The organism is Nocardia yamanashiensis (assembly GCF_021183565.1).
In the GTDB taxonomy this organism is placed as follows: domain Bacteria; phylum Actinomycetota; class Actinomycetes; order Mycobacteriales; family Mycobacteriaceae; genus Nocardia; species Nocardia yamanashiensis.
Genome location: NZ_CP089226.1, coordinates 8,172,912 through 8,199,736, shown reverse-complemented (window position 1 = coordinate 8,199,736; position 26,825 = coordinate 8,172,912). Strand labels below are relative to the sequence as shown.

Sequence of the window (26,825 nt, the reverse complement as noted above, 5' to 3'; positions counted from 1 at the left end):
AGGACCGGTGGTCCATGCAATGAGCCGAATCAACTGTCGCACCGCCGGATCGACCACCACGACCGTCCGGGCCGCCAGGGTCGAATCGGCCGACAGGCCAGACTGGGTCGCTGGATGAAACCTGGCCGGTTAACCGGGCCGGCCCGGGTCAGGTCACCCGGGCGGACCGGGGCCGCGTCGTAGACGGTCCGGAGCCGGCTGGCCCGTCGGTGCGACGGCCGGTACCTTCCTTTCGAATTCATCTGTCACGGACGGGATTTCCATGAGCACTACCGAAGAGTGGCGCGCGGTCGCGGCTGCCACCGGACCGGCGGATCGGGCGGCGGCGGAGGCCGCGGGGCGTCTGGCATATGCGGCGGCGGGGCTGGCGGCTCCCACGCGATATGTCTGGGTCGAGTCGCCTTTGGCGGCGGTGGCGGCCGTGCGGGAGCTGGATGAGCCGGGGCGGTCGGTTCGGGATGCGGTGCGGACTCGGGTGTGGGCTGCCGAAAGGCAGCGGGTGTACGCGGAATTGGGGGCGGCGGGGTGGGCCGAGCGGTGGAATTCGACCGGGGCGCAGCTGTGGGATACGACGCGGGCGCTGACGGACCGGATTCGCGGGGCGGTGGTGGAGCAGCTGGTGGGTCCGGATCCGGATGTGCTGGCCGAGGCCGATATCGAGCTGGAGATCGACCACGACGCACGCAAGGACTACGTCGCCACCGCGAGCGAGGTGCGCGGGGTGCTGCTGGACGCGGTGCTCGGGCAGCACGACGCGGCCTGGCTGGCGGTGTTCGACGAGAGTGCCGCACTCGCCGGTCTGGCGGGAGTGGCGCGAAACGCGCACTGGTGGTGGCCCTTCGAGAACGCGGTGGTGTTCTGCGAACGCCCGGAGCTGCTGCTGCGTGACGAGGCGGGCCGCCTGCACGGGGTGACCGGCCCGGCGCTGCAGTACGCCGACGGGTTCGCGCTACTCGCCTGGCACGGAATGCCGGTGCCCACCGACTTCCTGGCGGAGCTGGAATCCCTCAGCCCGGAACGCATTCGCGCCGAGGACAATGCCGAGCTGCGCCGCGTCATGCTGGAACACTTCGGCTACGACCGATACCTGTCCGAATCCAATGCCGAACCGGTCCATCGCGACGAGACCGGAATCCTCTGGCGGATACCGCTTCCCGGTGACGAAGACGTCGTCATGGTCGAGGTCGTCAACTCCACCGCCGAACCCGACGGCACCTTCAATACCTACTGGCTACGCGTCCCGCCGACCACGAACACCGCCAAGGAAGGCGTCGCCTGGACCTTCGGCCTGGAAGCCGCGGAGTACGACCCGCTACGCCAGACCTAGGCCGGACGCCTGCCACAGGGTGGCGGACGTCGGTACCCGATCGAAGCACCTCGAACCTGCTTCCCGATTCAGGGGTTGCAGTGGGTGGCGATACCGGCCGTATCCAGTTTCGGGTGGGTTGCCGGAAGGCAGGGCTGGGTTGCGCCGTCCAGGGTGATGTCTTTGAAATCGAGCATGGCGGCGGCTATTTGCCCGCCGGAGCTGGCGGTGCGGATGAGCGGGCCGGTGGTGGCGGCGATGGCGGTCCGGGCCACGCTGCCGGTGAGGCGGGCGGTGTCGCCGACATTGATGATGTTGAGCCCGTGAGCGGCGGCGCCGGAAATCGTGGTGTCGCGAATGTCGAAGGTGAGTTCCGCGGTGGCCGGGCCGGAACCGGACGGGGTGTAGGCGATGAGGCCGACGGCGTCGGCGCTGCAATCGCCCAGGTCGGAATCGGTCACGGTGAGCGCGGTTTTCGCGGTGCGGCCGAAATTGGTGGTGACCAGGCAGGTGCCGAGATTCGCGGGCACCACGGAATTGAGGAGTGCGCCGGGGAATTCGGAGTGATGGGCGCGGACGCGTTCCAAAGTGAGCGCCTGCCGCGCCCCACCGGTGGTCAGGTTGTAGTTCTCGATGATGTCACCGGCGACGGTGTCGAATGTGCTGTCGGAGACCTTGACCCGGCTGTTCGGGCTGCCGTTGGTGGTGACATATTCCAGACCGTTGGCCGAGAAATTGCCGTACCCGCCGTGAAATTCATTGCGGGTCACAGTCACATCCATGGTCGCCTGCCCGAGCGCATTGAGGAACAGCCCCTCGCTGTCGGCCACCTTGTTCAGCAGCGAGCTGGCGGGCGAGGCGATCTCGGTCTGCGAATTCCCGGTCAGCTCGGCGGTGAGCTGGGCGGAGTCGGCGGCTTGCAGCCCCACCGCCAGTACGGACAGCTTGATCAGGCCGAGGTTGATGGTGCGCACCGAATTCCCGGTCAAGGCCGCTGTCACCCGGCTGGTGCCGTGCGCCCGCACATCGATGCCGTCACCGCACGCGGTGTCGTGCACGGCATTCCCCTCGATGCGCACGTTCCCGGCAGCGGCGGAGAAGTCGGTCATGATGGCCGCCCACCCATTGTTCAGGGTGATGAATTCGGGCAAGGCCGGCACCGCCGTACCCAGCGGCAGGCTGGCCGGCAGCGTGAACGGCCCGATCATGAACCCGTCGGAACACTGAGTATTGGTACCGCTCACATCATTTCCGGCAATCACGACATTCGCGGCATCAGATCCGTAGATCCCACCCCGCCGCGCACCCGATATGACCAGATTGCGCACTTCCGCGCCGGGCGCCAGCCGCACCGCGTCCCCATCCCGGGCTCCGGTGGAGTTCGCGATCCGCGGCAGCGCCGCATTACCGGCGGCCCCCACCACCGCCGGACCGTCCCCGACCAGCTTCTGCCGCGGCTTGAGCGTGATACCTCCGTCCAGCGCGGGCACGTCCACCGCCACCGGCACCACCACGATGGTGTCCCCGTCCCGCGAAGCCGATTCGGCGCGAGCGAGGGAATCGAAGGGAGACTCGGCGCTCCCGGTCCCGCCTACGGGGGCGGCGGCGCTGACATACCAGGTCGCCGAATCCGGTTCCGCCGTGGCGAGTCCGGCCGGGGATGCGGCGCAGGCGAAGAGAACGAGGAGCACTGCCGAAGCGCGGGCGGCTGACATGCAAGCACCCTGCCAGGCGGCGCGGCGACCCGTCCATCCGGCAAAATGCCAGGAAACGGGCACTTTCGCCGACTATGTGCACAAGCCCGGCGGGCTAGTCCAGATGGTCGGGGAAGGCGGGCAACTCCGGCTCGGGCATTTCCTCCAGTGTTGCCAGCTGGAGATGGATGAACGCGGCGATCCGGTGCCGGGCGCCGGCCGGCAGCAGATCGATATCGGCCCCGCTGAGCGGGTTCGCGCCGAACGAATGGGGCTGCGGCTCTTCGATTTCGGGCCCCCCGGGAACAACCTCTAGCTGAGGCCGCCGAACGGACGGCCCACGCTCGGGCTCGTCCGCATCCGCGGCGGCAACGGCGGTTCGCACCATAACGAAACCATAACCCCTGGGACGCTTACGCGGGAGGCGTTGGCGCAGTTGAGCCTTCGAGTTGCATAACGAAACAGCAGCCCCATCCGTATCACCCGGGCACCGAGCGGATAACCGGTCAGCAGCGTGGCGATCAGCGGCCATTTCACGCCCAGCAGGGCGGCGAAGTCACCATCGGTCAGCGTACTAAAGGGACTGGTGATCGCGCACCCCTTCGCCACCGGCACCCCGTTCATCCGGTCGAAGAGGAATTGGTAGCCGTCCGGAAGCCAGCCGACAATGCCGGAAAGGTGCTCGGCCAGCAATTCCCGGGTATAGGTGATGCGGGCGTTCGGATCCCGGCAATAATCTTCCACGACCCGATCGGTGCCGGTGTTCGGAATGAACTCGTCGTTCTGCGCGTGGTACAGGTACATCGGGATGCCCGGGACGTTCTTGCCGAACGGCGCGAAGTTCTAGGCCGCGCGAATACCGTCCAGGGTGGCCTGGCCGCCGAGAACGGCCGCGCCGTAAGCGGAATGGGGGGGCCGGGCCGCGCGGTTTCAGCACGGTGGTGACGGTGGTGATCTGCCGGGCCTTGATGATGCCGCTCACCGTGTCAATGGGTGTCTCGGACAGTCTTGCCGGGCTCAGGCCGGACGGCGGGCGATGGTGTACAGGTCGCGGGCCGGACCCACCGGGCGCTGACCGCGCTGCCAGACGGCGCGCAGTTCCCGGTCCAGGTCGAGGCCGACCACATCGGGCGAGACCAGGGTGGCGGCGGCCAGTTCGCCCGCCACGGCCAGCGAGCTGAGCACGGCCGGGGCCAGCCCGTCCGCGACGGCGGTCTTGATGGCGGTGGTGGAGGACAGTTCCAGTACCACCGTCGGCTCCCAGCCGGGCAGGGCGCGGGTCATGGCGCGCTCGAAGGAGGTCCGGGTGCCGGAGCCGCGCTCGCGATAGATGAGGGGCGTCTCGGCCAGTTCCTCCACGGTGATCTTGCCGTGCCGGGCCCAGGGATGCCCGGGCGCGACCACCACGACCAGGCTGTCGCGTTCCACCACATGGCTTTCCAGTTCGCGCGGGATCTGCGGGCTCTCCACGAAACCGATGCCGGCGCGGCCCTCCAGCACCGCCCGCGCCACCTCGGCGGAATTGCCCGATTCCAGCGCGACGGCGGTGTCGGGCATCCGGACCCGCAGCGCCACCAGCCATTTCGGGAACAGGTACTCGGCCACGGTCTGGCTGGCGGCCACCCGCAATTGCGAATCGCGTTGCGCCCGCAGCGTATCGATACCGACGTCCAGCCGGGTCGCGGCATCGACCACCTCGCGGGCCCATTCCGCGATCAGCGCGCCCGCCGGGGTGGGCCGTGAGCCGAGCGTGGTGCGCTCCAGCACCGGCATGCCGACCAGCTGCTCCAGGTACCTGATCCGCGAGCTGGCCGAGGGCTGACTGATGCCGTGCTCCTTGGCCGCCCGGCCCAGACTCCCGAGCTCGATCACCGACAGCAGCAGATCCAGGGCCGCCAGATCAGGAACCCGCGGAGATAGAGGCATAGGGTGATTCTATGCCTCAGCGTGCGGCGACGCGTTCGATGACCGGCCGCCACCAGGTGAGGGGGTGCACCGTAAGGCCGACGACCTTGCCCGCGTCGTCGGCGCGGCGCAGTTCGATGGCGGCGCGGAAGTCGGGGTCGGCTTCGAAGGCGGCGACCTCGTCGGGGGTCATGGGACCGCCCTGGGCGACGAGGGTGCGCTGACTGGACGGCGAGAGGGCGGCGGCGTGCGCCGAATCCGTGGCGGCCAGATAACGTTTCGCGGTCACGTGCAGTTCGGTCAGGCGGGCGACGCGGTCACCGAGCAGGCCGCGCACCGCTTCCGCGCCGTGCCGCCCGTGCCCGGCGTCGTCGCCCGGCACCAGCAGGTGGCCGATATCGTGCACCAGCCCGGCCACCTGGAGTTCCTCGTCGTCGGGGAAGTCGTGGCGCAGCAGTTCGGCGCATTGGCGGTCGTGGTCGAGGATGTCCACCGGATCACCGCTGCGGTCGGGCATGTCCCAGACGTCTTCGCAGTCGGCCAGCAGGTCCAGCAATTCGTCGACGGTCGTGACGCGCGCTCGTAGTTCGGAACCCATGGCCGCACCCTAGGAGCGGCCGGAGACGGCTCCGAGTCCATTCGGTGAACACTCAGCGAATCGGGTTCAGGCCAGTCCGGCGCGGTGGACCAGGATCGCGATCTGGGTCCGGTTCTCCAGTCCGAGTTTGGCGATGATCCGGCTGATGTGGACCTTGACGGTCGATTCGCTCATGAACAGGGTCCGGGCGATCTCGGCGTTCCCCGCGCCGGTCGCCACCGCGAGCGCGACCTCCCGCTCCCGCTCGGTGAGCTGTTCCAGCCGCCCCAGCGCTTCCGGCTGCTGCGCACCGGCGCCCTGCGCGAATGCCGTCAGCATCCGCTTGGTGATCGACGGCGCGAGGATCGCCTCCCCGCTCGCCACGATCTCCACCCCGCGCGCCAGCTCCCGCGGCGGCGTGTCCTTCAACAGGAACCCCGCAGCCCCCGCTTCCAATGCGGCATAGACGTATTCGTCGAGCCCGAACGTGGTCAGCACCACCACCGCCGGCGGCTCCGCCAGCGCCCGCACCCGCCGCGTCACCTCCAGCCCGTCCACCTGCGGCATCCGAATATCGGTCACCACCACATCCGGCCGATACTTCTGCACCAACTCCACGATCCCCCGCCCGTCGGCATCCTGCGCCACCACCTCGATCCCGCCCCCGGCCTCCAGAATCATGGCGATCCCGGTCCGCACCAACTCCTCGTCATCGAGCAACACCACCCGGATCACGAAACCTCCTCCACACCATTGCTTTCCACCGGCCACTCACCCACGCTCGCCCCACCGCCACCCGGCCTCCGACGCGAGCGGCCCCGCAGCTCCGGTATCGGACAGCGCATCGAGATCTGCCCGGTCATCGGCCGCTCGCCCGTCCGCCGCCTGGCAGCCTGCGAGATGCGGACCACCGCCCGGTTTCCGGCAACGCTCCGAGATCCGCTCATGCATCGCCCGCCCCGGCCGGAAATGTGGCGTGCACGGCGAAGCCACCGTCGGGCAGCGCACCGGAATGCATGGTCCCCCCGGCGAGTTCGACCCGCTCCCGCATCCCGACCAGGCCGAAACCGGATCCGTGCGCGGCGATGGCGGTGCGATCACCGGGCCCGTTCCGGACGTCGACGGCGAGCGAGCCGTCCGTCCGGTCCGTGAGTTCCACCCGCACCACCGACCCCGCCGCATGCTTGGCCGCATTGGTCAGCGCCTCCTGAATCAACCGATACACCGCCCGGCCGACCGCACCCGGCACCTCCGGCAGCGCTGCGGGCGCGGACATTTCGATCCGCTGCCCCGCCTCGACCGCGTCGGCCACCAGTTCAGCGACCGCGGCCAGCGTCGGCGCGGGCCGCAGCGGAACCCGCTCATCGCTCTTCGATCGCGCCTGGCCGATCACCTGCGACGGCTTGCCGAACGACGCGGACATTTCACTTGCGCCCGTCCCCAGGCCGTCGTCAGTGGACCGGCTGCCCGGCTCCGGGACGGCGTCGGCTCGGCTGCCCGAGTTCTGTTCCGGTGCGGCAGTTTCCAGCGCACCGCCGTCGAGATCGGCCAGCGGCCGGGGTCGCCCTCCGACGGTGAGATTCCGGCCCAGGAACTGCCGCAGGGTGGATGCGAGCCGTCTCGGCCCGGCCGGTGCGGCGGTGGCCGAGCCGTCGGTATCGCGCACCACAGGGCCGGAAACCTCGGTGTCGTTTGCCGGTTCGGCGGGGGTATCGCGGAGGACGCCGAGGAGTTCTCGCATTTCGGTGAGGGCGGTGACGCCGGTGGTGCGGATGGTGGCGGCGATGTCGGCGGGTTTGCCTTCGGCGGAGACTTCGAGGGCGCCGGCCAGGACGGTGATCTGGGAGATGCGGTGGGCGACGATGTCGTGCAGTTCGCGGGCTATGCGGCGGCGTTCGGATTCGACGGCGGCGCTGGTGCGCAGGTCGCGTTCGCGTTCGGCCTGTTCGGCGCGTTCGCGCAGGGCGGCCAGGGTGGCGGCGCGCTGGTTGGTCCACAGGCCCAGCAACAGGGGGACGGCGATCGTCAGGGTGACGATGATGCCGCGATTGAAGAACTCGGGCCAGATGTTCTGCAAACCCCAGGGCACCACGCCGGCGATCAGGACGCACAGCGCCGACCACCAGGTCTGGCGGCGGTTGCCGTAGCGATCGGCGACGGTGAAGATCGCCAGCAGCAGCGGGAAGGTGGTGCCGACCAGCATTTCGCCGAGCACGGTGGCGGCGAGCACGGGCAGGGGCAGATAGCGCCGGAACAGCAGGGCCGCGCCGACCACCCAGGCGACCGGCGGTCCGGCCGCGGCGGGCAGCAGGCCGATGGCGGAGGTCTGCACATCGTGCAGCCCGACGAACCCGAACAGCAGAGCGGGCAGCACGTCGCGGATCAGCACTCCGATCCATCGCCGCCTGCCCACTCCGGCAACCCTAGTCACTGCGAATTCCTCACACTTCACGGCACGCGGGCAAAGCCCGGGCGAGCCATCAGCTAATGACGGGATACCTCGATCACACGTCGCGCCGGGCCAGCAGCGCGCCGCTCAATCCCAGCAGTCCCGCGACCAGGGTCAGCAGCGGCAGCGCGAGCAGCACGGGGTTCCCGGCCCCCGGCAGCGCCAGCTGACCCGCCGACAGGAAGGGCATGAGCTTCGGGCTCAGCCCGGCCAGCACGCCCGCGGATTCCAGCACCGTCGGCAGGCCGATGGCGGCCACCATGGCGAAAGTCGCATTGCGGGTGATGGCGGCGACGCCCAGTCCGGCCAGCGCGGCCAGGCACATGTATACCGGCAGCGCCGCGAAAGCCTGTGCGATATGCGCGGTTTCGGTGGGCAGCGTGGACCGTGCGCCCTGCGCGACGACGGCGATACCGGCCGCCGCGACGCCGTACAGCGCCGCGACCGCACCGGTGGTCAACGCCTTGGCCGCCAGCACCCGGCTCGGGCGGCGCAGGGTGAGCATGGTGGTGGTGATGGTGCCGTAGCGGTATTCGTGTCCGAAGGCATTGACGGCGACGGCGGTGGCGAACAGCATCACCATCATCAGCGCCAGTCCGGAGACCGAGGCGGTGAACTGCTCGTCGGGGGTGGCGGCGGTCCGGCTCGCGGACACGACGGCGATGAGCGCCTGCAGGCCGAGCCCGCCCGCCAGCAGTACCCAGGTGGATCGAATGGAGGCGAGCCGGATCAGTTCGTAGCGAATCGCGTTGTACATGAGTGTTTTCCTTGTCTGTGGTCAGGCGGCGACGTGCCCGCGGAAGCGCGCGGCATCGGCGGTGGCGTGGAAGAAGGCGTCCTCGAGGCTGGTCTGGACCTGGGTCAGCTCGGTGACCAGCACGCCCGCGTTCATGGCCAGCGCGGCGACGGCCTGCCGATCGTCCCCGTCCACCACGACCGCCCGATCCTGCTGGACGTGCGCGCGGAAACCGTTGCGCCGCAGCAGGTCCGCGAGCACCTCGGGCCGGTCGGACCGGGCGATCACCCGCGCCGCGGAATTGCGGTCCACGAACTGCCGCACCGATTCCGCCGCCAGCAGCCGCCCGCCGCCGATGACCACCAGCGCATCCGCCAGGTGCGCCATCTCGTTGAGCAGATGCGAGGAGACGAAGACGGTACGGCCTTGCCGGGCAAGCTGTTTCAGCAGATCTCGCAACCAGCGCACGCCTTCCGGATCGAGTCCGTTGGCGGGTTCGTCCAGGATCAGGGTGGCCGGATCGCCGAGCAGCGCCACCGCCAGGCCGAGCCGCTGTTGCATGCCGAGGCTGAAACCGCCCGCCCGCTGATCGCCGGCGCTGCTCAACCCGACCTGCTCCAGCACCTCCTCCACCCGGCGCCGCTCGATGCCCGCGCCGGCCGCCACCATGCGCAGGTGCCCGCGCGCCGTGCGCTTGGGGTGCACGGCCCGCGCGTCCAGCATCACCCCGACCGTGCGGGCCGGATCGGCGAGTTCGGCGTAGGGCCGCCCGTCGAAGGTGGTCCGCCCGCTGCCGTGATCCAGCCCGAGCATGAGCCGCATGGTGGTCGATTTGCCCGCGCCGTTGGGCCCGAGGAACCCGGTCACCACCCCCGGCGCGACATCGAAGGAAAGATTGTCGACCGCCGGCACGTCGCCGTACCGCTTACCGAGCCCACGCGCCTGAATCATGGAATCCGCCTCGTCCTCGCCGGTGCCGCCGGATGCGCCACCTTCATCGGACTCGACTCTGCCGTTCCACGCGCTCGCGGCCATCCACCTCGAGCACACGGCTGCCTAACACTTTCGGCTTATACCGAAGCCGGTCGGCGCACCCGGTAGGCGATGGTGCAGGGCGCGGCGGGCCACCGCGATTTCGCCCGCAGATCCGGTCGCGGCGTGCCGGTGGTGAGCTCCAGGTCGTAGCGCCGCAGCAGTTCGGCCAGAATGATCGTCATCTCCAGTTTGGCGAACCGGGTGCCCAGGCATTTGTGCAGCCCGCCGCCGAAACCCATCAGCTTCGCGCGTTCCTGTTTGGCGTCGGCACCGAGATAGCGATCGGGCCGGTAGCCGTCGGGATCGGAATGTTCCTCCGGCAGCCGGTGATTCACCGCCGGCGAAGTGAACACCTGGGTGCCCGCCGGAACCGCGTACCCGCCGATCTCCATATCGGCGACCGCATTGCGGATCAGCACCGGCGCGATGGGATACCGGCGTTCGGTCTCGTGCACGCACGCGTCGATCACCCGCAACCGGGACACGCCGTCGAGATCGATCGGCCCCGCGCCCAGCACCGCATCGGCTTCGACCCGGGCCCGCGCCAGCACCTCCGGATGCCGCAGCAGATCGAGCAATGCCCACGACAGATGCCCGGTGGTGGATTCGTGCCCCGCCCACACCAGGAGCAGCACCAGGTTCACCAGCACGTCGTCCGGGACCGGTGTGCCATCGGAATAGGTTGCGCCGGCCAGAGTTTGCAGAAAATCGGGCTCGGGGAGCGGGGTCCGGCGGCGGACGACCAGCATCTCGGTGAGGTCCGCCTTCAGGCTCCTGCCCGCCCGTGCTCCGAGGATCCGCCCGGCGGTCGGCACGAAGCGCGGCGCGAAGGTCATCTGCTTGGAGAACCAGCGGAAGCGCCCGAAGAAGTCGCCGCCGATCTCGGTGGCGAAGCGGTCGCCCAGGAAGGCCCGCGCCGCGATGTTCATGACGAGCCGCCCGAACTCCTCGGCCAGCTCGAATTCCCCGGTAGCACCGAGCCGTTCGGCGAACTTCGCGGTCTCGCCGGTCATGACCGCGGCATAGCCCTCGTGCTGCCGCCCGCTGAATCGCGGCAGGATGATGTTCTTCTGCTCCCGGTAGGCGGCATCGTCGGCCAGGCTGAAGAAATCGGGCGCGAACATGGTCCGGAAGAACGGGTACGCCGCCTCGGTGGAGAGATTCCTGTCGTGAAAGAACAACTCGCAGTTGGCGTTTCCCAGCGCGACGACGGCCTCGGCGGGTCCCGGTTTGATCCGGTACACCAGGCCCTGTTCACGGTGCCCGCGCCACACCAGCGCTTCCGGATGCGCGGCGAGTTCGCGCAGGTGCCCGAGCAGCGGCAGGCCGCCCGAGAGCATGGGCGGCCGGATGCTTGTATTCACGCTTCCCCCAGCATGATTCGAAAACACCCCGGATCGGGGTTGAATCATTGCTATCACCGCGGGGGCGGCGGCGGTTATGCCCTGAACAGGGTATGACCCTGCTCAGGGCAAACCGGTCAGCTGCTGGAGACGCCCGCGAACGGGATCGTCGCGGCCGGTTCGGCGCGGCGCGAGGGATGCTTCCACAAGCCCTTGCGTTCCAGGATCGGCAGTACGCCTTCGCCGAACCAGTACGCCTCCTCGAGGTGCGGGTAGCCCGAGAGCACGAACTGGCTGATGCCGACCTTCGAGTACTCGATGAGCCGTTCGGCCACTTCCTCGTGCGAGCCCACCAGCGCGGTGCCCGCGCCGCCGCGCACCAGGCCCACGCCCGCCCACAGGTTGGGGGCGATCTCCAGGCGCGAGGTGTCGCCGTTGTGCAGTTCGCGCATGCGGCGCTGGCCCTCGGATTCGCTGCGCGCGAGGCTGGCCTGCACCCGTTCGATATCGGCGGGGTCGATGCCGGCGAGGAGTTTGTCGGCGACCGCCCACGCCTCTTCCGAGGTATCGCGGGAGATCACGTGAATCCGCAAGCCGTACTGCAGCTTCCGGCCGTTATCGACGGCCAGCCCGCGAATCCAGTCCAGTTTCCGGCTCACCGCGAGCACCGGTTCGCCCCAGGTGAGGTAGGCGTCGGCGTAGCGGGCCGCGACCGGGCCGGCGGGACCGGAGGAGCCGCCGAAGAACACCGGCGGGACCGGGTCCGGGTGATTGCTCAGCAGCGCGTTCTCGACGCGAATGTGGTCGCCCGCGAAGGAGATCGGCTCGCGCGAGTTCCACAGCGACTTCACCACGTGCAGGAATTCACCGGTGCGCGCGTACCGGGTCTCCTTGTCCTCGAAGTCGCCGTAGGCGGCCTGGTCGGCCGGTTCGCCGCCGGTCACCACATTGATCAGCAAGCGTCCCTTGGAATGCCGCTGGAAGGTGCCCGCCATCTGCGCGGCGAGGGTCGGGCTCAGCAGCCCGGGCCGCAGCGCCACCAGGAACTTCAGCGTCTCGGTGGTCTCGACCAGCATGGCCGTGGTGAGCCAGGCGTCCTCGCACCAGGTGCCGGTGGGGGTGAGCACGGCTTCGAAACCGTTGGTCTCGGCGGCGGCCGCGATCTGGTTCAGATAGTGCAGCGAGGCCGGGCGATCCCCGGACATGGGCGTTCCGTGCCCGCCGACCACCAGGCCGCGGGAGTCACCGGAGGTGGGCAGGAACCAATGAAACGACAGGCTCATTCGAATCGTCCTCAGGAGTTGAAGCGGTCGTTGTAGCGGGTGTCGACGAATTCCTTGATGTCGACCTTGCGCGGGATCAGCTCGGCGGCGGCGAAGGCGTCGGCCACCTGCTGCTCGCCCGCGATGGTGGCGTCGTCGAGCGAATGATGCTGGTACTGCGCGCGTTGCACCGCGGTCAGGGTCACGTCGTAGGGAATGCCGGTGATGGCGGCGGATTCCTTCGCCCAGGCTTCCGGATTGGCCTTGATCCAGGAGTGCGCGCGCTGGATGCGGGTCAGCAGGTCGCGGACCGCGGCCGCGGTGGCCTTGTTCTCCAGCGTCTTGGTCCCGGCCACGTAGAAGTTGTCGCCGGACACGTAGCCCTCGCCGTTGACGACGACCCGGTTGCCGTCGTGCTCGGCCTGCGAGACGTACGGATCCCACACCGCCCAGGCGTCGACCCGGCCGGTGGACAGCGCGGCCAGCGCATCGGCGGGCTGCAGGTACTGCGGCTGGATATCGGCGAAGCTCAGGCCGTTCTTGGTGAGCACGCTCAGCAGGTGGTAGTGCGCGGAGCTGCCCTTGGTGACGGCGATCTTCTTGCCGCGCAGGTCTTTCGGATCCTTGATGGCGGAGTCCTTGGGCACCACGACGCCCTGCCCCTGCAAACCGACCCGATACGACGCGACGATCTTGATCTGCGATTTGGCGGCCGCCGCGAACACCGGCGGCGCATTGCCCACGCCGCCCAGATCCACCGAGCCGGCATTGATCGCCTCCAGCATCGGCGGCCCGGCCGTGAACTGCGACCATTCCAGCTTGTAGGGCAGGTTCTTGCCCTCGCCGGAAACCTCCAGCAGGGCTTGCAGCGCAATGGCTTTCTGATCGCCGACCCGCACCGTCACCTGCGACAGGTCCACCGTGCCGTCCGCGTTCACGCCCTTGCTGTTGTCATCGCCGGTCCCGCAGGCCGCGGTGACGAGGGCCGCGGTGACCGCGAGTGCGGCGAACAGACGTCTGGTGATCATCGGTGTCCTTCTGGGATATCTTGCGGCACACCGAGTTCGGTGAGCAGCGTGGTACGCAGGGCCAGGAATTCGGGATCCTCGCGGCGGCGCGGGCGCGGCAGTTCGATGGGCAGCTCGCGGGCGATGCGCCCGTCGGCCAGTACCAGCGCCCGGTCGGCGAGCAGCAGCGCCTCGTCCACATCGTGGGTGACCAGCAGTACGCCGGGCCGGTGCTTGTCCCACAGCTCCAGCACCAGCGCGTGAATGGTGATGCGGGTCAAGGCATCCAGCGCGCTGAAGGGCTCGTCGAGCAGCAGCAGATCGGGTTCCCGCACCAGCGCCCGGGCCAGCGAGGCGCGTTGCGCTTCACCGCCGGACAGGGTGAGCGGCCAGGCGTCGGCGCGTTCGCTCAGCCCGACCTCGGCCAGCGCGGCGCGGCCGGCGTCCTTGGGGTTTTCGTGCCGCAGGCCCAGGGTGATGTTGTCCCGCACCCGTTTCCAGGGCACCAGCCGCGGCTCCTGGAAGGCGACCGCCACTTCCCCGGCGACGGACAGCTCGCCGCCGGTCTCACCGTCCAATCCGGCCAGCGCCCGCAGCAGCGTGGACTTCCCGGAACCGCTGCGCCCGAGCAGCGCCACGAACTCGCCGTCGCGGATGTCCAGGTCGATGCCGTGCAGTACCCGGCGGTCGCCGAAATCCTTGGTCAGCTCACGAACTCGCGTCGCCATCCCAGCGCCCTCCTCTCGATCAGGCGGACCAGGGCGTCGGTGAGCAGGCCCAGCACGCTGTACACGAGCAGGCCGACCACGATCACGTCGGTGCGCAGGAATTCGCGGGCGTCGTTGATCAGGAAGCCCAGGCCCGCATCGGCGTTCACCTGTTCGGCGACGATCAGCGCCAGCCAGGCCACGCCGAGGGACTGCCGCAGGCCGACCAGGGTCTGCGGCAGCGCGCCCGGCAGCACGATGTGCCGGATCAGTGCGACCCGTCCCAGCTGCTGTACCTGCGCGAGTTCGGCCAGTTTGCCGTCCACGCCGCGGATGCCGGCGAAGGTGTTCAGATACAGCGGAATCGCGACGCCGAAGGCGACCAGCACGATCTTGGGCAGCTCGCCGATGCCGAACCACAGGATGAACAGCGGGATCAGACCGTAGAACGGGAGCGTCCGCAGCATCTGCATGGGCGGGTCGACGATGTACTCCCCCACCCGGCTCAGCCCGGCGGCCAGCGCCAGGCCGACGCCCACCACCGCACCGATCACGAAACCGATCAGCGCGCGCTGCAAGGACACGCTCAGCGCGTCGGCGAGGGTGCCGTCCTGGATCAGCTCCACGGCGGTCCGCACCACGGTGACCGGGGAGGCCAGCAGCCGTTCGGACAGCAGTCCGGTCGCGGCGGCCAGCTGCCACACGGCAACCAGGATCAATGGGCTGATCAGCCGGAGCCAGCCGGCGGAGAGCCGGGGCAGGCGGGGTACGCGCGGCCCGGCCGCAATGGGCCTGGCCTGCACGGCAATCGAAGACACGGCAGCACCTCGGGCATGGGGGACGGGGACCAGGGCGGTACGAGAGCCCATCGACCGCCTCATCCGATGTTGCCGCCGGGAAACCCGGTGGTCACCGGTTGTAATCCGTGTGATTCTTGCTGCGCCGGATCCCTGGACTGCCACAATGGATCCGCGACGAGGAGCCGAGGACGACCATGACCAGTCCGCAACACCCGCTCACCGTCGGATCGCGGTTCGGGCCGTACCGGCTGGAGCGGCTGATCGGGCGCGGGGGCATGGGCGAGGTGTACGAGGCTTACGACACGGTGAAGGACCGGGTCGTGGCCATCAAGGTGCTGCCGGAGCGCCTGGCGCAGGATCCGGTGTATCGCAAGCGGTTCCAGCGGGAATCCCGGACCGCCGCCCGGCTGCGGGAAGCGCATGTCATCCCCATTCACGATTACGGGGAGATCGAGGGGCGGCTGTATATCGACATGCGGCTGGTGGACGGGGAGAGCCTGCGCGAGCTGCTGCATCATTCCGGGCCCGGATCGCCGGAACGGACCGTGACGTTGATCGAGCAGGTGGCGGCGGCGCTGGACGCGGCGCATGCGGACGGACTGCTGCATCGCGATGTGAAGCCGGACAATATCCTGCTGACCAAGGGCGGCTTCGCCTACCTGGTGGACTTCGGTATCGCCCAGTCCAGCACCGATGTCAGCCTGACCAGCACCGGCAATGCCGTCGGCTCCTTCCGCTACATGGCCCCCGAACGGTTCACCGTCCGCGACCTCACCCCCGCAGCCGATGTGTACGCGCTGGCCTGCGTGCTCTTCGAATGCCTCACCGGCACCCGCCCGTTCTCCGGCGAGACCGACGCGCAGATCATGAAGGCGCACCTGTTCGATCCGGTCCCCCGCCCCAGCCTGGTGCGCTCCACCGTCCCGGCCTCCTTCGACCCGGTGATCGCGCGCGGTATGGCGAAGGTCCCCGAGCAGCGCTACCCGAGCGCCGGCGAACTGGCCGCCGCCGCCCGCGCCGCCCTCACCGGCGCCCCGCCCGGCCCCGGCACCTGGACCGGGCACGCCACCGACGGCTCCGGCGCGCGTCCGCTCGCCGTCGAATCCGCCCCGGCCGCAACCACTTCCGTACAACCGGACCCCGCCGCGGCCCCGCCGGATTCCCTGCTCGACGTCCCCACCGCGGCGAGCGCGGCCACGGTCCTCACCGGGCCGGTGGCGCCGGCCGCGCTCACCGCACCCACCGCGCGGGTCCGGCAGGTCCCCGCCGGAAACGGTCCGTCAGCCGGACCGCACGCTGGGCAACGGGAACCGGACTCGTCATTATCTGTTCCGGACGGCGCGGGATCATCCGCCCCGAACGGCCCGGGCGGGTCCCCGGGGCCGGGGCGCGGGCGGCCGCGCCGGTTGACCGCGATGCTGGGGGTGATCGTATTGGTGTGCGCGGCAGTCGGTTTCGCGGGCTGGGGCTGGTCGCAGCAGACCAAAACCGGGGTGGCGAGCGGCGACGGCACGGCTTTGCGCGGGGCCGATATCGATTTGCTGGCGCTCACCAGCGGCACCGGTTACAAGCGGTGGAACTGCTGGCACGAACAGTCCGACGCCGACACCGTCGCCATCTTCAGCTGTACCGCGAACGCGGCCTCGTCCGCGCCGCGGGCCCGTTTCCTGCGCTACAGCTCGGTGGCCGCCATGCAGGAGTCGTACAAGATCGCGGTACTGGCCGGGCTGCATCCCGCCGCCTGCCCGGGCGATCCGGCGGGCGTGGACGCGCCGTCGTCGGTGGACGGCAAGGTGGTGGGGCGGCGCACGTGTTTCGACAATACGGCCGTCTCGCCGAACAATCCGGAGCCCAGCCTGGTCTTCACCAATGAAACGGTGTCGGCCATGGCCGTCTACTTCTGGGACAAGGATCAGAAGGCGCTGCGCGACTATCGCGCCAAGAACGATCAGGGACAGTTCCGGACCCCGGAGGCCGCGCAGGACCCGGACGTGTTCACCGATGCGGACCGCTATGTGCTCGAGCACGCGGGCGACGACTACAGCACGCGCAACTGCCGCCACTCCGACGTCCCCGCCGGTCCGGCCAATGCCGTCGTCACCTGCGGAACCGAACTCGGCCGCCCGGTCAAAACCTGGTTCGGCTTCCCCGACCGCGCCGCCGCCGACTCGCTCTACCAGGCCGACCTGGCCCAGTTCCCGGGCCACGCCTGCGGCGGGACGGGCCCGGATGACGTGTGGCGCAAGAAGTCCGGGCCCATCGGCCGCTTCTTCTGCTACACCGACACCACCTCCACCCCGCCGGCCACCTGCCTGATCGCGCTGCACGACGGGCTGCGGCTGCTGGCCCACCTGTGCACCATGCCCGCCGATCACCCCGAGCACGGTCCGGCGACCGAGGACGAGCTACTCGCCTACTTCAAGAAGGCGTTCGGCTAGCGGGGTTCGAGGGGGTGCACAGGATGACCGGACGACGACGGATCGCGGTCCTGCTCGGCGCGGGCGGCCTGCTGCTCACCGCCGTGCTCTTCGCCGGCTGGGCGAGCACCCGCCCCGATGCCGCCGGGCACGCGCTGCCGCTGCCGGATGTGGTGCAGCGCAATGACATCGACCTGCTGGCCTATGTGGAGCGGCCCGGCTTCAAGCGCTCGAACTGCGTGCACGAGGCCACCGACGCGGATTCGGTGGCGATCACCTCCTGCGCGGCGAACTACGACGCCGCCAATCCCGCCGCGCGTTTCTGGCGCTTCCACACCGCCGACAAGATGCGCGAATACTACGAAGCGCTGCTCGGATTGACGAAAGCCAGTGCCTGCCCGGGTGATCCGCCCGGCCTGGACGCCCCGTCGATGCGCAATGGCGTCGAGATCGGCCGCCGCACCTGCTATTTCAACGAGAAGATGGGGCCCGGCCCCCGCCCGGCGTTCGCGATCACCAATGTCGAGATCCCCGCCATGGCCATCTTCTATTGGAACGACATCTCCGAACAGCCGCTGCGGGATTGGGAAGCGCGGCAGGACTATTGGCAGTACCGCCGCGCCGACGAGGCCCGCGATCCGGACGACTTCACCGCGGCCGACCGGGAGCTGTTCGGCAATCTCGGTAAGGACTGGCGGCCGGCCAATTGCTTGCGTGGGCGACTACCGGTGGGGTTCGGCGCGAACGCGGCCATCTACTGCGCCACCGCCAACGGCTCACCGAAGCCGGTGTTCCTGGGGTTCGGGGACCGCAATGCGGCGACCAAGCTGTATCAGAAGAACCTCGCTGATTTCACCGGTCACCCGTGCGGCGGCGGGGCCGACCGCGCCGACGGGATCTGGCGGCAGCAGGGCCATCAGGTCGGACGCTATTTCTGCTATCAGGACCCGGTGACCGCACGGCCGTGCCTGATCAGCCTGCCCGACGAGTACCGGACGATGGGCATCTTCTGCACCCTGCAAGCGGCGGACCCGCATCTGGGTCCCAAATCGGAGCGGGAACTGGACGACTGGTTCCAGCGAAGCCTCGGGTAAAGGCAGCACGACATGAACGAGCAGCGCCGAACCCTCACGGTCGGTTCGCAATTCGGCCCGTACCGCCTCGATCGGCTGATCGGGCGCGGCGGGATGGGCGAGGTCTATCAGGCCTACGACACCGTCAAGGACCGCGTCGTCGCGATCAAGGTGCTGCCCGAGCGCCTGGCGCAGGATCCGTTGTACCGGCAGCGTTTTCAACGCGAGTCGCATGCGGCCGCGCGGCTGCGGCAGGTGCACGTCATCCCCATTCACGACTACGGGGAGATCGACGGCCGCCTCTACATCGACATGCGATTGGTCGAGGGCGACAATCTGCGCGATCAGCTGGAGCGCGTCGGGCCGCTGACCCCCGAACGCGCGGTCACGCTGATCGAGCAACTGGCCGCCGCCCTGGACGCCGCGCACGCCGACGGTCTCATGCACCGGGATGTGAAGCCGGACAATATCCTGCTGACCCGGGACGGGTTCACCTACCTGGTCGATTTCGGCATCGCCCAATCCGCCACCGACACCTCGCTCACCACCGACGGGGCCGCCGTCGGCTCGTTCCGCTATATGGCCCCCGAACGGTTCAGTTCCCACGATTACACCCCGGCCGCCGATGTCTATGCCCTGGCCTGTGTGCTGTTCGAATGCCTCACCGGCAGCCGGCCGTATCCGGGCGACACCAACGTGCATCTGATGCGGGCTCACCTGTTCGACCCCATCCCGCACGCCAGCGGCGTCCGCCCCGGCGTCCCACCGGCTTTCGACGCGGTGCTCGAACGCGGCCTCGCGAAGGAGCCGCGTGACCGCTACGCGAGCGCCGGGGACTTGGCGACGGCGGCCCGGGCGGCGCTCGGCGGCAGGACCGAACCCGTTGCGAACAAACCGGTTCCGGCCTCCAAGCCACGATTCGCCCGCCGCGCCCGGCGCGCCGCCACGCTGCTGACGGTGCTACTGCTGGTGATCGCCTCCGCCGGATTCGCGGGCTGGGCGAAATGGCAGCAGTCGGCGCCGGGCACAGCGCTGGCCGACGACTCGGCACTCAGCGTCGCCGATCTCGAACTGCTGCCCATGGTTTCCGAATACTCGTATCGGCGCTCGCGGTGCTACCACACCCAACCGCCCGCGACGGTCGTGTCGATGTTCTGGTGTTCCGCCCACGCCGCGACCAACGCGCCGCTCGGGCAGTTCTGGCGCTTCCGCAGCATCGAGGCGCTGCAGAGTGTCTACGCGACCGCGGTGCTGGGCACGATGCAGGCCACGGCCTGCCCGGACCAGCCCGCGGGCAAGGACGGCCCACTCACGGTGAAAGGCAAGGTCGTCGGACGCCAAGCCTGCTTCGTCGACCGCAGCCTGCATCCCGATGCCCCGCAACCGGCGCTGGCGGTCACCGACGAGTCACTGCTCACCATGGCCGTCTACACCTACGCCAAACCCGCGAACACGGCACTGCGCGACTACGTGGCCAAGTACAACTACGCGCAGTTCGTCGCCGCCGACGAACGCCACGATCCGGACAGTTTCGAACCGGCCGACATCGACCTGCTCGCCCGCACCGGCAAGTACACGCGCTCGACCTGCGCACACACCGAAGCCGTGGTGAGTCCGCTGGTCAACGCGCTCGTCGCCTGCGGGGCACCCGCCGGCGGACCGTCCTTGGTGGCTGTCTTCGGCGTCGAATCCGCCCGTTCCGCCGGCCTCTTCTACGACAGCAATCTGAGCCAGCTGCCCGGCCACGCCTGTGACGGCAGTTCCGCGAAGGACACCGAATGGCGTAAGTCGGGCACCGCCCTGGGCCGCCTCTTCTGCGCGAACAACAACGCCTTCGAGAACGGCGCGCGCCCGTGCCTGCACGCGATGCATACCGACCAGCGCCTGGTCTACGTCATCTGCGCGCACCAGCACGACTATCCCGAAGCGGGTCCCAAGACCGACGCCGAGCTACTGGCCTGGTTCCGGACCAACTTCCAATAATCCTGTCTCGTTTACACCCCGAGCGCGCCGCTCGATATCTCCGACGATGGGGCCGACGGCAGCGAGGCGGACTGTGCGCGTGGTTCCAAAACCTTCACGCGGCCAGGTGGAAAGCAGGGATTCCATGACCAGTCAGCCTCGATCCATCACCGTCGGCGCCCGATTCGGCCCGTATCGCCTGGACCGATTGATCGGCCGCGGCGGCATGGGTGAGGTGTACCGCGCCTACGACACCGTCAAGGATCGCGTGGTCGCGCTCAAGGTGCTGCCCGAACGCCTGGCCCACGATCCGGTGTACCGGCAGCGCTTCCAGCGGGAATCGCATGCGGCGGCGCGACTTCGGGAAGCGCACGTGATCCCCATCCACGACTACGGGGAGATCGACGGCCACCTGTACATCGATATGCGGCTGGTCGAGGGCGAGGACTTGCGCGCGCTCCTCGAACGCGCCGGGCCCGCCGCCCCGGATCGCGCGGTAGGTCTGGTCGAGCAGCTGGCATCCGCCCTGGACGCCGCGCACGCCGAGGGCCTGCTGCATCGGGATGTGAAGCCGGACAACATCCTCATCGCCCGCGACGGCTTCGCCTACCTGGTGGATTTCGGTCTCGCGCAGTCGAGTACGGACGATCAGCTGACCAGCGACGGCACCGCGGTCGGATCCTTCCGCTATATGGCGCCCGAACGATTCAGCGCCCGCGACTTCAGCCCCGCCGCCGATGTGTACGCGCTGACCTGTGTGCTGTTCCAATGTCTCACCGGCGCACCGCCGTTCCACGGCGACAGCAATGTGCAGCTGATGCGCGCCCACCTGTTCGATCCGGTGCCGCGGCCCAGCGGTCTGCGGCCCGGCGTGCCCGAGGCGTTCGATGCCGTCGTCGCGCGCGGCCTGGCCAAGAATCCGCACGATCGATATCAGAGCGCGGGAGAACTGGCGGCGGCCGCGCGGGCGGCTCTGGGCGGGCAATCGAATCCGGGTGTGCGGAACCACCATTCGGGTCCGTGGCCGACCGGTGCGACCGAACGCCTGGAACCGCCCGCGACCGCGCCGCCGGCTCCCCCGCGCCGGAGTCGCCGCCGGCTCGCCGCGCTGCTCGGCGTGATCGCCCTGCTCGCGGCCTCGACCGGATTCGCGGGCTGGGCGTTCTGGCAGGGCACCGGCTCCGGTAACGCGGTGGCCGATGCGACCGCGCTGCGCGGCGCGGATATCGAACTGCTGTCGATGATCAACAACATCGGCTACAAGCGCGCCAATTGCGCTCACCTCGACCCCGATTCGACCACCGTGGCGGGCTTCTCCTGCGCGCCGAACGGCGCGGTGGACACCCCGCTCGCCCAGTTCATCCGGTTCAAATCCGCTACCGCGCTGCACAACTACTACGACCAGACCGTCGATTCCCTGAAGGGCACGAACTGCCCGGGCGAGGCGGCGGGCAAGGATGGGCCGTCGCTGATCGGCGGCAAGGAGGTCGGCCGGCAGAGCTGCTATTCCGACACCACGGTGTATCCCGATGCGCCGCAGCCCAGTCTGATCATCACCAATGAGGAGAAGCTGGTCATGGCGATGTACTTCTGGGCCGGGCCCGGCAATACCGCCGACCGCGATTTCTGGGCGAAGTACGGCGTCGCGCAGATCGGTGGCAACAGCGCGGATCCGGACGCCTTCACCGCCACCGAACGGGACATGATCACGCGATCCGGCGGCGGTTTCACGACCAGCGTCTGCCGCCACTTCGAACCCGGCATCGGATTCCAGGGTTCGGCGGTGCGGTGCAGCGGTCCGCGTGGCACGCCGACCGCGTCGCTGTTCGGTTATTCGGACGCCGCCACGGCCACCAGCAACTATCAGGCCGATCTGAGCCGATCGGCCGGACGCGCCTGCGGCGGTAGCGGATCCGACAGCGAGTGGAAGAAGGGCAGCAGCACCGTCGGCCGGTATTTCTGCTTCACCTACACCGACAACAGCAATGCCAAGGCGCCCGTCTCGATCTCCTGCCTGATGGCGGTGCGGACCGAGGCGCGGATGGAGATCCAGGTGTGCGGTTCCAGCGCCGACGATCCCACCAAGGCCCCGGTCGGCGACGCACAGCTGCTGGCCTGGTTCCACAACAGGTTCGGATAGATAAGTGGAGCCGGGTTCCCTCCGCAGCTGGGAACCCGGCTCCGGTCGGCCACCGGTGTGGGCGGCGGCCGACGTCTGTGGGCGCGAACGCCGAGTCTGGTTGCGACTCAGTAGTTTTCGCGCACGGTCTCCACGGCCTGGGTGAGCACGCCCAGGCCGTGCGTGATCTCGTCCTCACGGATGGTCAGCGGCGGCATCAGTTTCACGACTTCGTCCCGGGTGCCGGCGGTTTCGACCAGCAGGCCGTTGTCGAAGGCCACCCGGCAGACCTTGGCGGCCTGCGAGGCGTCGGCGAAGACCAGGCCGTTCACCAGGCCGCGGCCGCGCACACTGAGACCGTCGAAGGTTTCGGTGAGGGCGGTCAGATGAGCGCGGATGCGTTCGCCCTTGACCAGGGTGGCGGCTTCCAGTTCGCCGTCGGACCAGTAGTGCCGCAGCGCCGCTTCGGCGGTCACGAAGGCGGCGTTGTTGCCGCGGAAGGTGCCATTGTGCTCGCCCGGGGCCCACTGGTCCAGTTCCGGGCGCATGAGCACCAGGGCCATCGGAAGACCGTAGCCGCCGATGGATTTGGACAGCACCACGATATCGGGGGTGATGCCGGCGACCTCGAAGGAGAAGAACGGTCCGGTGCGCCCGCAACCCATCTGAACGTCGTCGACGATGAGCAGGATGCCACGCGTGGAACACATTTCGGCGAGCTGCCGCAGCCATTCGGCCCGCGCCACATTGACCCCGCCCTCACCCTGCACGGTCTCCACGATGACCGCGGCGGGCTTGTCCACACCGGAGGACGAATCGTCCAGGGCCGCGCGCATCCAGGACAGATCGTCGCCCGCGGCGTGATAGCCGTCGTAGGGCATCGGGGTGGCGTGCACCAGCGGCACGCCCGCGCCCGCGCGCTTGGCGGCATTGCCGGTGACCGACAGCGCGCCGAGGGTCATGCCGTGGAAGGCATTGGTGAAGTTCAGGATGGTGGTGCGCCCGGTCACCTTGCGCGCCAGCTTGAGTGCCGCCTCCACTGCATTGGCTCCGGTCGGACCCGGGAACTGCACCTTGTAGTCGAAGCCGCGCGGCGCCAGCAGCACCTCGCGGATGGTTTCCAGCAGTCGGGCTTTGGCGACGGTGGACATGTCGAGCCCGTGTGTGATGCCGTCGCTCGCGATGTAATCGATGAGCGCGCGCTTGAGCACCGGATTGTTGTGGCCGTAGTTGAGCGCCCCCGCGCCCGCGAAGAAGTCGAGGTAATCCTTGCCGTGCTCATTGGTGAGCCACGCGCCGCGGGCGGTGTCGAAGATGGTGGGCCAGGAACGGCAGTAGCCACGCACATTGGATTCGAGCGTCTCGAAAACGGTCGTCTCTGCGATGGTCATCGGTGGTCCTAGCGGTCAGCAAGTGAAACGCTGACGTTTCTATCACTGGCAGACCGGAGCGCGGACCGTTTTCGGCGAATCCGAGCTTACCGATTGCCGCGAACGAGCCGCACCCGTAATGTCAATCTCTTGTGCGCAGTGCGGTGGGGGTCTACTGGCAGCTGGTCAAGGCGGGCTTCCGCCGGCAATCGACATACCGGTTGGCCATGTTCGCCGGGCTGGTCACCAACCTGGTCTTCGGCTGCGTGCGCGCCGCCGTGCTGACCGCGGCGGTACACACCGGCAACGGCTTCGGCGGTTACGACAGCGGCACCATCGGGGCCTACATCTGGCTCTCACAAGGATTACTCGGCGCCATCGCCTTCTGGGTGGTGCCCGATATCGTGGAACGCATCCGCACCGGCGACGTCGCCATCGACTTCCTGCGGCCCATCGACATCCAGATGGCCGGGCTCGCGGACTATCTCGGCCGTGCGGGGGCCACCCTCATCCCGCGCGCACTGCCCAGCGTCGCGCTCGGCGCACTCACCTTCGGCCTCGCCTTCCCCGCCACGCCCGGCCCCTACGTGCTGGGCGCGATCAGCATGGCACTGGCCATGGCGCTGTCCTACCTGTCCATGTTCACCGTCTGCCTGGGCGGTTTCTGGCTGGTCGAGACGCGCGGCCTGCGCGCGCTGCACATGATCCTCGGCACCTTCCTGGCCGGGCTGTTCGCGCCGGTGCACCTGTTCCCGGACTGGTTGCGCACGCTGGCCAACGCCACCCCGTTCCCGTCCATGCTGCAATGGCCCATCGATGTGCTGTCCGGTCGCACGACCGGCCGGGCGGCCGTGGAACTGCTTGCCGTGCAGTGCTGCTGGATGGTCGTGCTGGTCACCGCCGGTCAATTGCTGCTGCGTGCCGGCCGCCGCAAACTGGAGGTGCAGGGTGGCTGACGCCCGCCCCTCCGCGTTCGCGCCCTACCGCGCGGTCATCGGCTCCCGGCTGCGCGCCCAGCGCGCCTATCCGGTGTCCTTCGCCGCCGACGTCTTCAGCGCCTTTCTCATCGGGCTGGTGGAATTCGGCGAAATGTGGGTGATCTTCGATAACGTGCCCCAGCTCGGCGGCCTCGAATTGCACGGCATGCTCCTGCTTTTCGGCCTCAGCAATACCAGTTTCGCGATCGCCGACATGCTCGTCGGGCACGCCGACACGCTGCCCACCTATATTCGCGAAGGTCGTCTGGACGCCTTCTACCTGCGGCCGCAACCGCTGCTGCTGCAACTGATGACCAGCGATCTGGCGCTGCGCCGGATCGCGCGCATCGCGGTGGCCGCCACCGTGCTCGGATTCGGCGTGGCCCGCAACGACATCGATTGGACGCCCGCGCATCTCGTGCTCTTCGGACTCACCCTGCTGTCCGGAATCGCCATCTTCGCCGGGCTTTTCGTCACCGCCGCCGGGGTGCAGTTCTTCCTCATCGACGGATCGGAACTGACCAATTCCTTCACCTACGGCGGCTCCTACGCGTCCATGCAGCCGGCCTCGGTCTTTCCCGGCCCGATGAAACTCGTGTTCGGCTTTCTCATTCCGGTGGCCTTCACCTCCTACCTGCCCGCCATCGCCCTGCTCGGGCTGCCCGGACCGCCCGGACTGCCGGCCGGGCTGGCCTGGGCCGCGCCGCTCGCGGCGGTGTGGGTGTGGGCGGTCGCGCTGTGCATGTGGCGGCTGGGCACCAGGCACTATCAAGGAGGCGGCGGGTGAGCGTACCGATCATCGAGATCGAAGAGCTGACAAGGACTTTCGTACTGCACCGCAAGAGCGGGCGCTGGCGGCGGCGACGCGAGGAGATCATCGCGGTGGACGCCATGAGCTTCCGGGTGGAGCGCGGGGCGGCGGTGGGGTACATCGGTGCGAACGGCGCCGGCAAGTCCACCACCATCAAGATGATCACCGGGATCCTGGTGCCGACCACCGGCCGGCTGCGCACCTGCGGCTTGGACCCGGTGCGGCAGCGGCGCGAACTGGCCGGGCGGATCGGCGTGGTGTTCGGGCAGCGCTCGCAACTGTGGTGGGATCTGCCGCTGCGCGAATCGTTTTCGATCCTGGCCGCCATCCACCGCCTCGAACCGGCCGCCGCCCGTACCCGCACCGGGGAGCTGGTGGAGCAGCTGGAAATGAGCGGCACCCTCGATACGCCCGTGCGGCAGCTGTCGCTGGGGCAGCGTATGCGCGCGGAAGTGGCGGCGGCGCTGCTGCATTCGCCGGAACTGGTGATTCTGGACGAACCCACCATCGGGCTGGATGTGTTGTCCAAGCAGCGATTACGCGAGTTCCTGCGGTACGAGCGCGCCGAACGCGGCACCACCCTGCTGCTCACCACGCACGATATGGGCGATATCGAGCGGCTGTGCGAGCGGGTGCTGGTGGTCGATCACGGGCGCCTCGCCTACGACGGTTCGCTGGCAGGGCTGGCCGCCACCGTCGGCGCGCACCGGGTGCTCACCGTCGACCTGGCCGAGCCCACCCCGGATCTCACCGATCTGCCCGGATCCAAACTGCTCGGCAGCGAGGGCGCGGGCATGCGGCAGCGGCTGGCCTTCGACACCGAGATCACCACCGCCGCGCAATTGCTCGCCGCGGTATCGGCCCGGGCGGAGGTGCGCGACCTGTCCATCGAGGAACCCGATATCGAGGATGTGGTGCGGCGGATCTACGAGGCGGCCGGGCCGGTATTCCACCGGGCGGAATGAACCGCGGTGAAATCGAACGAAGTTCGCGAATAAGTCACTTCACGGCCGCCCGCGCGAGCGGCGTGAGCCGTTGTTCACTCCATTGTTTCCCCCACGATGCGGAGACCACATCTGCATCTCACACATTTATGAGCAGATTTGTCATAGCGCATACGGCCCGGAGTTCCGCGCACCACAGTGCCATCGCTCGAATTGCGGCACCCGGCCGGCTGTGCGACGTTGCTGATGATTCTCCGCACGCCCGTGCAGCCGGGCACGCGGCGGCCGATTTTCAGGAGTGAGTGTGGGTCTGCGTCCGGCCAAATCGTTG

The 26,825-nt window shown here is 68.8% G+C and carries 22 protein-coding genes; 8 read left to right on the top strand and 14 right to left on the bottom strand.

Annotated features, from left to right (window positions below; all coding sequences use genetic code 11):
• Positions 1-262: 262 nt before the first annotated feature.
• The gene (locus LTV02_RS37845) at positions 263-1,327 is read left to right on the top strand and encodes a DUF6745 domain-containing protein (protein WP_233036289.1); all 1,065 of its coding nucleotides are present in this window, start codon (positions 263-265) and stop codon (positions 1,325-1,327) included.
• Between the two features lie 68 nt (positions 1,328-1,395).
• On the opposite strand, the gene LTV02_RS37840 is transcribed toward LTV02_RS37845, so the two are convergent.
• From LTV02_RS37840 to LTV02_RS37780, 13 genes are all read right to left on the bottom strand, one after another.
• Entirely contained in the window at positions 1,396-3,021 is a 1,626-nt protein-coding gene (locus tag LTV02_RS37840) for a hypothetical protein (protein ID WP_233036288.1), read from the bottom strand.
• A 291-nt stretch (positions 3,022-3,312) separates the two neighbouring features.
• A complete protein-coding gene (locus LTV02_RS37835) occupies positions 3,313-3,804 on the bottom strand; it encodes a lipase family protein (RefSeq protein ID WP_233036287.1) in 492 nt (163 codons plus the stop codon).
• Positions 3,805-4,017: 213 nt separating this feature from the next.
• Positions 4,018-4,926: a LysR family transcriptional regulator gene (locus LTV02_RS37830; protein ID WP_067714691.1), complete on the bottom strand. Its 909-nt coding sequence runs from the start codon at positions 4,924-4,926 to the stop codon at positions 4,018-4,020.
• A 16-nt stretch (positions 4,927-4,942) separates the two neighbouring features.
• Complete coding sequence (locus LTV02_RS37825; protein WP_233036286.1) at positions 4,943-5,503, bottom strand: HD domain-containing protein; 561 nt, start codon at positions 5,501-5,503, stop codon at positions 4,943-4,945.
• A 66-nt stretch (positions 5,504-5,569) separates the two neighbouring features.
• Positions 5,570-6,217: a response regulator gene (locus LTV02_RS37820; RefSeq protein ID WP_084535097.1), complete on the bottom strand. Its 648-nt coding sequence runs from the start codon at positions 6,215-6,217 to the stop codon at positions 5,570-5,572.
• Between the two features lie 208 nt (positions 6,218-6,425).
• A complete protein-coding gene (locus LTV02_RS37815) occupies positions 6,426-7,895 on the bottom strand; it encodes a sensor histidine kinase (RefSeq protein ID WP_233036285.1) in 1,470 nt (489 codons plus the stop codon).
• A gap of 91 nt (positions 7,896-7,986) precedes the next feature.
• Complete coding sequence (locus LTV02_RS37810; RefSeq protein ID WP_233036284.1) at positions 7,987-8,688, bottom strand: ABC transporter permease; 702 nt, start codon at positions 8,686-8,688, stop codon at positions 7,987-7,989.
• A gap of 21 nt (positions 8,689-8,709) precedes the next feature.
• Positions 8,710-9,702, bottom strand: a complete 993-nt coding sequence (locus LTV02_RS37805) for an ATP-binding cassette domain-containing protein (RefSeq protein ID WP_332909550.1) — start codon at positions 9,700-9,702, stop codon at positions 8,710-8,712.
• Positions 9,703-9,737: 35 nt separating this feature from the next.
• Positions 9,738-11,066: a cytochrome P450 gene (locus LTV02_RS37800; RefSeq protein WP_233036283.1), complete on the bottom strand. Its 1,329-nt coding sequence runs from the start codon at positions 11,064-11,066 to the stop codon at positions 9,738-9,740.
• Between the two features lie 116 nt (positions 11,067-11,182).
• Complete coding sequence (locus LTV02_RS37795) at positions 11,183-12,328, bottom strand: LLM class flavin-dependent oxidoreductase (RefSeq protein ID WP_233036282.1); 1,146 nt, start codon at positions 12,326-12,328, stop codon at positions 11,183-11,185.
• Between the two features lie 11 nt (positions 12,329-12,339).
• Positions 12,340-13,335: an ABC transporter substrate-binding protein gene (locus LTV02_RS37790; RefSeq protein WP_233036281.1), complete on the bottom strand. Its 996-nt coding sequence runs from the start codon at positions 13,333-13,335 to the stop codon at positions 12,340-12,342.
• On the bottom strand, positions 13,332-14,042 hold the full coding sequence (locus tag LTV02_RS37785) for an ABC transporter ATP-binding protein (RefSeq protein WP_233036280.1): 711 nt from the start codon (positions 14,040-14,042) through the stop codon (positions 13,332-13,334). The genes LTV02_RS37790 and LTV02_RS37785 overlap by 4 nt, the downstream gene beginning before the upstream one ends.
• Complete coding sequence (locus tag LTV02_RS37780) at positions 14,018-14,839, bottom strand: ABC transporter permease (RefSeq protein WP_233036279.1); 822 nt, start codon at positions 14,837-14,839, stop codon at positions 14,018-14,020. Before LTV02_RS37780 ends, LTV02_RS37785 begins: the two co-directional genes overlap by 25 nt.
• A gap of 176 nt (positions 14,840-15,015) precedes the next feature.
• On the opposite strand from LTV02_RS37780, the gene LTV02_RS37775 reads away from it, so the two are divergent.
• The 4 genes from LTV02_RS37775 to LTV02_RS39430 all read left to right on the top strand — a co-directional run bounded on the left by LTV02_RS37775 (position 15,016) and on the right by LTV02_RS39430 (position 22,413).
• The gene (locus LTV02_RS37775; protein WP_233036278.1) at positions 15,016-17,259 is read left to right on the top strand and encodes a serine/threonine-protein kinase; all 2,244 of its coding nucleotides are present in this window, start codon (positions 15,016-15,018) and stop codon (positions 17,257-17,259) included.
• Between the two features lie 23 nt (positions 17,260-17,282).
• Complete coding sequence (locus LTV02_RS37770) at positions 17,283-18,332, top strand: hypothetical protein (protein ID WP_233036277.1); 1,050 nt, start codon at positions 17,283-17,285, stop codon at positions 18,330-18,332.
• A gap of 12 nt (positions 18,333-18,344) precedes the next feature.
• On the top strand, positions 18,345-20,294 hold the full coding sequence (locus LTV02_RS39435; RefSeq protein WP_269821593.1) for a serine/threonine-protein kinase: 1,950 nt from the start codon (positions 18,345-18,347) through the stop codon (positions 20,292-20,294).
• A gap of 124 nt (positions 20,295-20,418) precedes the next feature.
• Positions 20,419-22,413, top strand: coding sequence for a serine/threonine-protein kinase (locus LTV02_RS39430; RefSeq protein ID WP_269821592.1), 1,995 nt, complete (start codon positions 20,419-20,421; stop codon positions 22,411-22,413).
• A 107-nt stretch (positions 22,414-22,520) separates the two neighbouring features.
• Here LTV02_RS39430 and ectB read toward each other — a convergent pair whose 3' ends face one another.
• Positions 22,521-23,783, bottom strand: a complete 1,263-nt coding sequence (ectB, locus tag LTV02_RS37755) for a diaminobutyrate--2-oxoglutarate transaminase (protein WP_233036276.1) — start codon at positions 23,781-23,783, stop codon at positions 22,521-22,523.
• 131 nt (positions 23,784-23,914) lie between these two features.
• Here ectB and LTV02_RS37750 point away from each other — a divergent pair, with 131 nt between their 5' ends.
• From LTV02_RS37750 to LTV02_RS37740, 3 genes are read left to right on the top strand one after another with little or no spacing between them, the layout of a single operon-like run.
• Entirely contained in the window at positions 23,915-24,718 is an 804-nt protein-coding gene (locus tag LTV02_RS37750) for an ABC transporter permease (RefSeq protein ID WP_233036275.1), read from the top strand.
• Positions 24,711-25,526, top strand: a complete 816-nt coding sequence (locus tag LTV02_RS37745) for an ABC transporter permease (RefSeq protein WP_233036274.1) — start codon at positions 24,711-24,713, stop codon at positions 25,524-25,526. The genes LTV02_RS37750 and LTV02_RS37745 overlap by 8 nt, the downstream gene beginning before the upstream one ends.
• A complete protein-coding gene (locus tag LTV02_RS37740) occupies positions 25,523-26,515 on the top strand; it encodes an ABC transporter ATP-binding protein (protein ID WP_408639318.1) in 993 nt (330 codons plus the stop codon). Before LTV02_RS37745 ends, LTV02_RS37740 begins: the two co-directional genes overlap by 4 nt.
• Positions 26,516-26,825: the final 310 nt, after the last annotated feature.

Bases quoted from the DNA above. Each gene is read 5' to 3' on its own strand.
- LTV02_RS37805 (WP_332909550.1), bottom strand. From the start codon at position 9,702: ATGGCCGCGAGCGCGTGGAACGGCAGAGTCGAGTCCGATGAAGGTGGC.
- LTV02_RS37840 (WP_233036288.1), bottom strand. From the start codon at position 3,021: ATGTCAGCCGCCCGCGCTTCGGCAGTGCTCCTCGTTCTCTTCGCCTGC.
- LTV02_RS37810 (WP_233036284.1), bottom strand. From the start codon at position 8,688: ATGTACAACGCGATTCGCTACGAACTGATCCGGCTCGCCTCCATTCGA.
- LTV02_RS37785 (WP_233036280.1), bottom strand. From the start codon at position 14,042: ATGGCGACGCGAGTTCGTGAGCTGACCAAGGATTTCGGCGACCGCCGG.
- LTV02_RS37795 (WP_233036282.1), bottom strand. From the start codon at position 12,328: ATGAGCCTGTCGTTTCATTGGTTCCTGCCCACCTCCGGTGACTCCCGC.
- LTV02_RS39430 (WP_269821592.1), top strand. From the start codon at position 20,419: ATGACCAGTCAGCCTCGATCCATCACCGTCGGCGCCCGATTCGGCCCG.
- LTV02_RS37790 (WP_233036281.1), bottom strand. From the start codon at position 13,335: ATGATCACCAGACGTCTGTTCGCCGCACTCGCGGTCACCGCGGCCCTC.
- LTV02_RS37775 (WP_233036278.1), top strand. From the start codon at position 15,016: ATGACCAGTCCGCAACACCCGCTCACCGTCGGATCGCGGTTCGGGCCG.
- LTV02_RS37845 (WP_233036289.1), top strand. From the start codon at position 263: ATGAGCACTACCGAAGAGTGGCGCGCGGTCGCGGCTGCCACCGGACCG.
- LTV02_RS37835 (WP_233036287.1), bottom strand. From the start codon at position 3,804: ATGTACCTGTACCACGCGCAGAACGACGAGTTCATTCCGAACACCGGC.
- LTV02_RS37825 (WP_233036286.1), bottom strand. From the start codon at position 5,503: ATGGGTTCCGAACTACGAGCGCGCGTCACGACCGTCGACGAATTGCTG.
- LTV02_RS37770 (WP_233036277.1), top strand. From the start codon at position 17,283: ATGACCGGACGACGACGGATCGCGGTCCTGCTCGGCGCGGGCGGCCTG.
- LTV02_RS37830 (WP_067714691.1), bottom strand. From the start codon at position 4,926: ATGCCTCTATCTCCGCGGGTTCCTGATCTGGCGGCCCTGGATCTGCTG.
- ectB (WP_233036276.1), bottom strand. From the start codon at position 23,783: ATGACCATCGCAGAGACGACCGTTTTCGAGACGCTCGAATCCAATGTG.
- LTV02_RS39435 (WP_269821593.1), top strand. From the start codon at position 18,345: ATGAACGAGCAGCGCCGAACCCTCACGGTCGGTTCGCAATTCGGCCCG.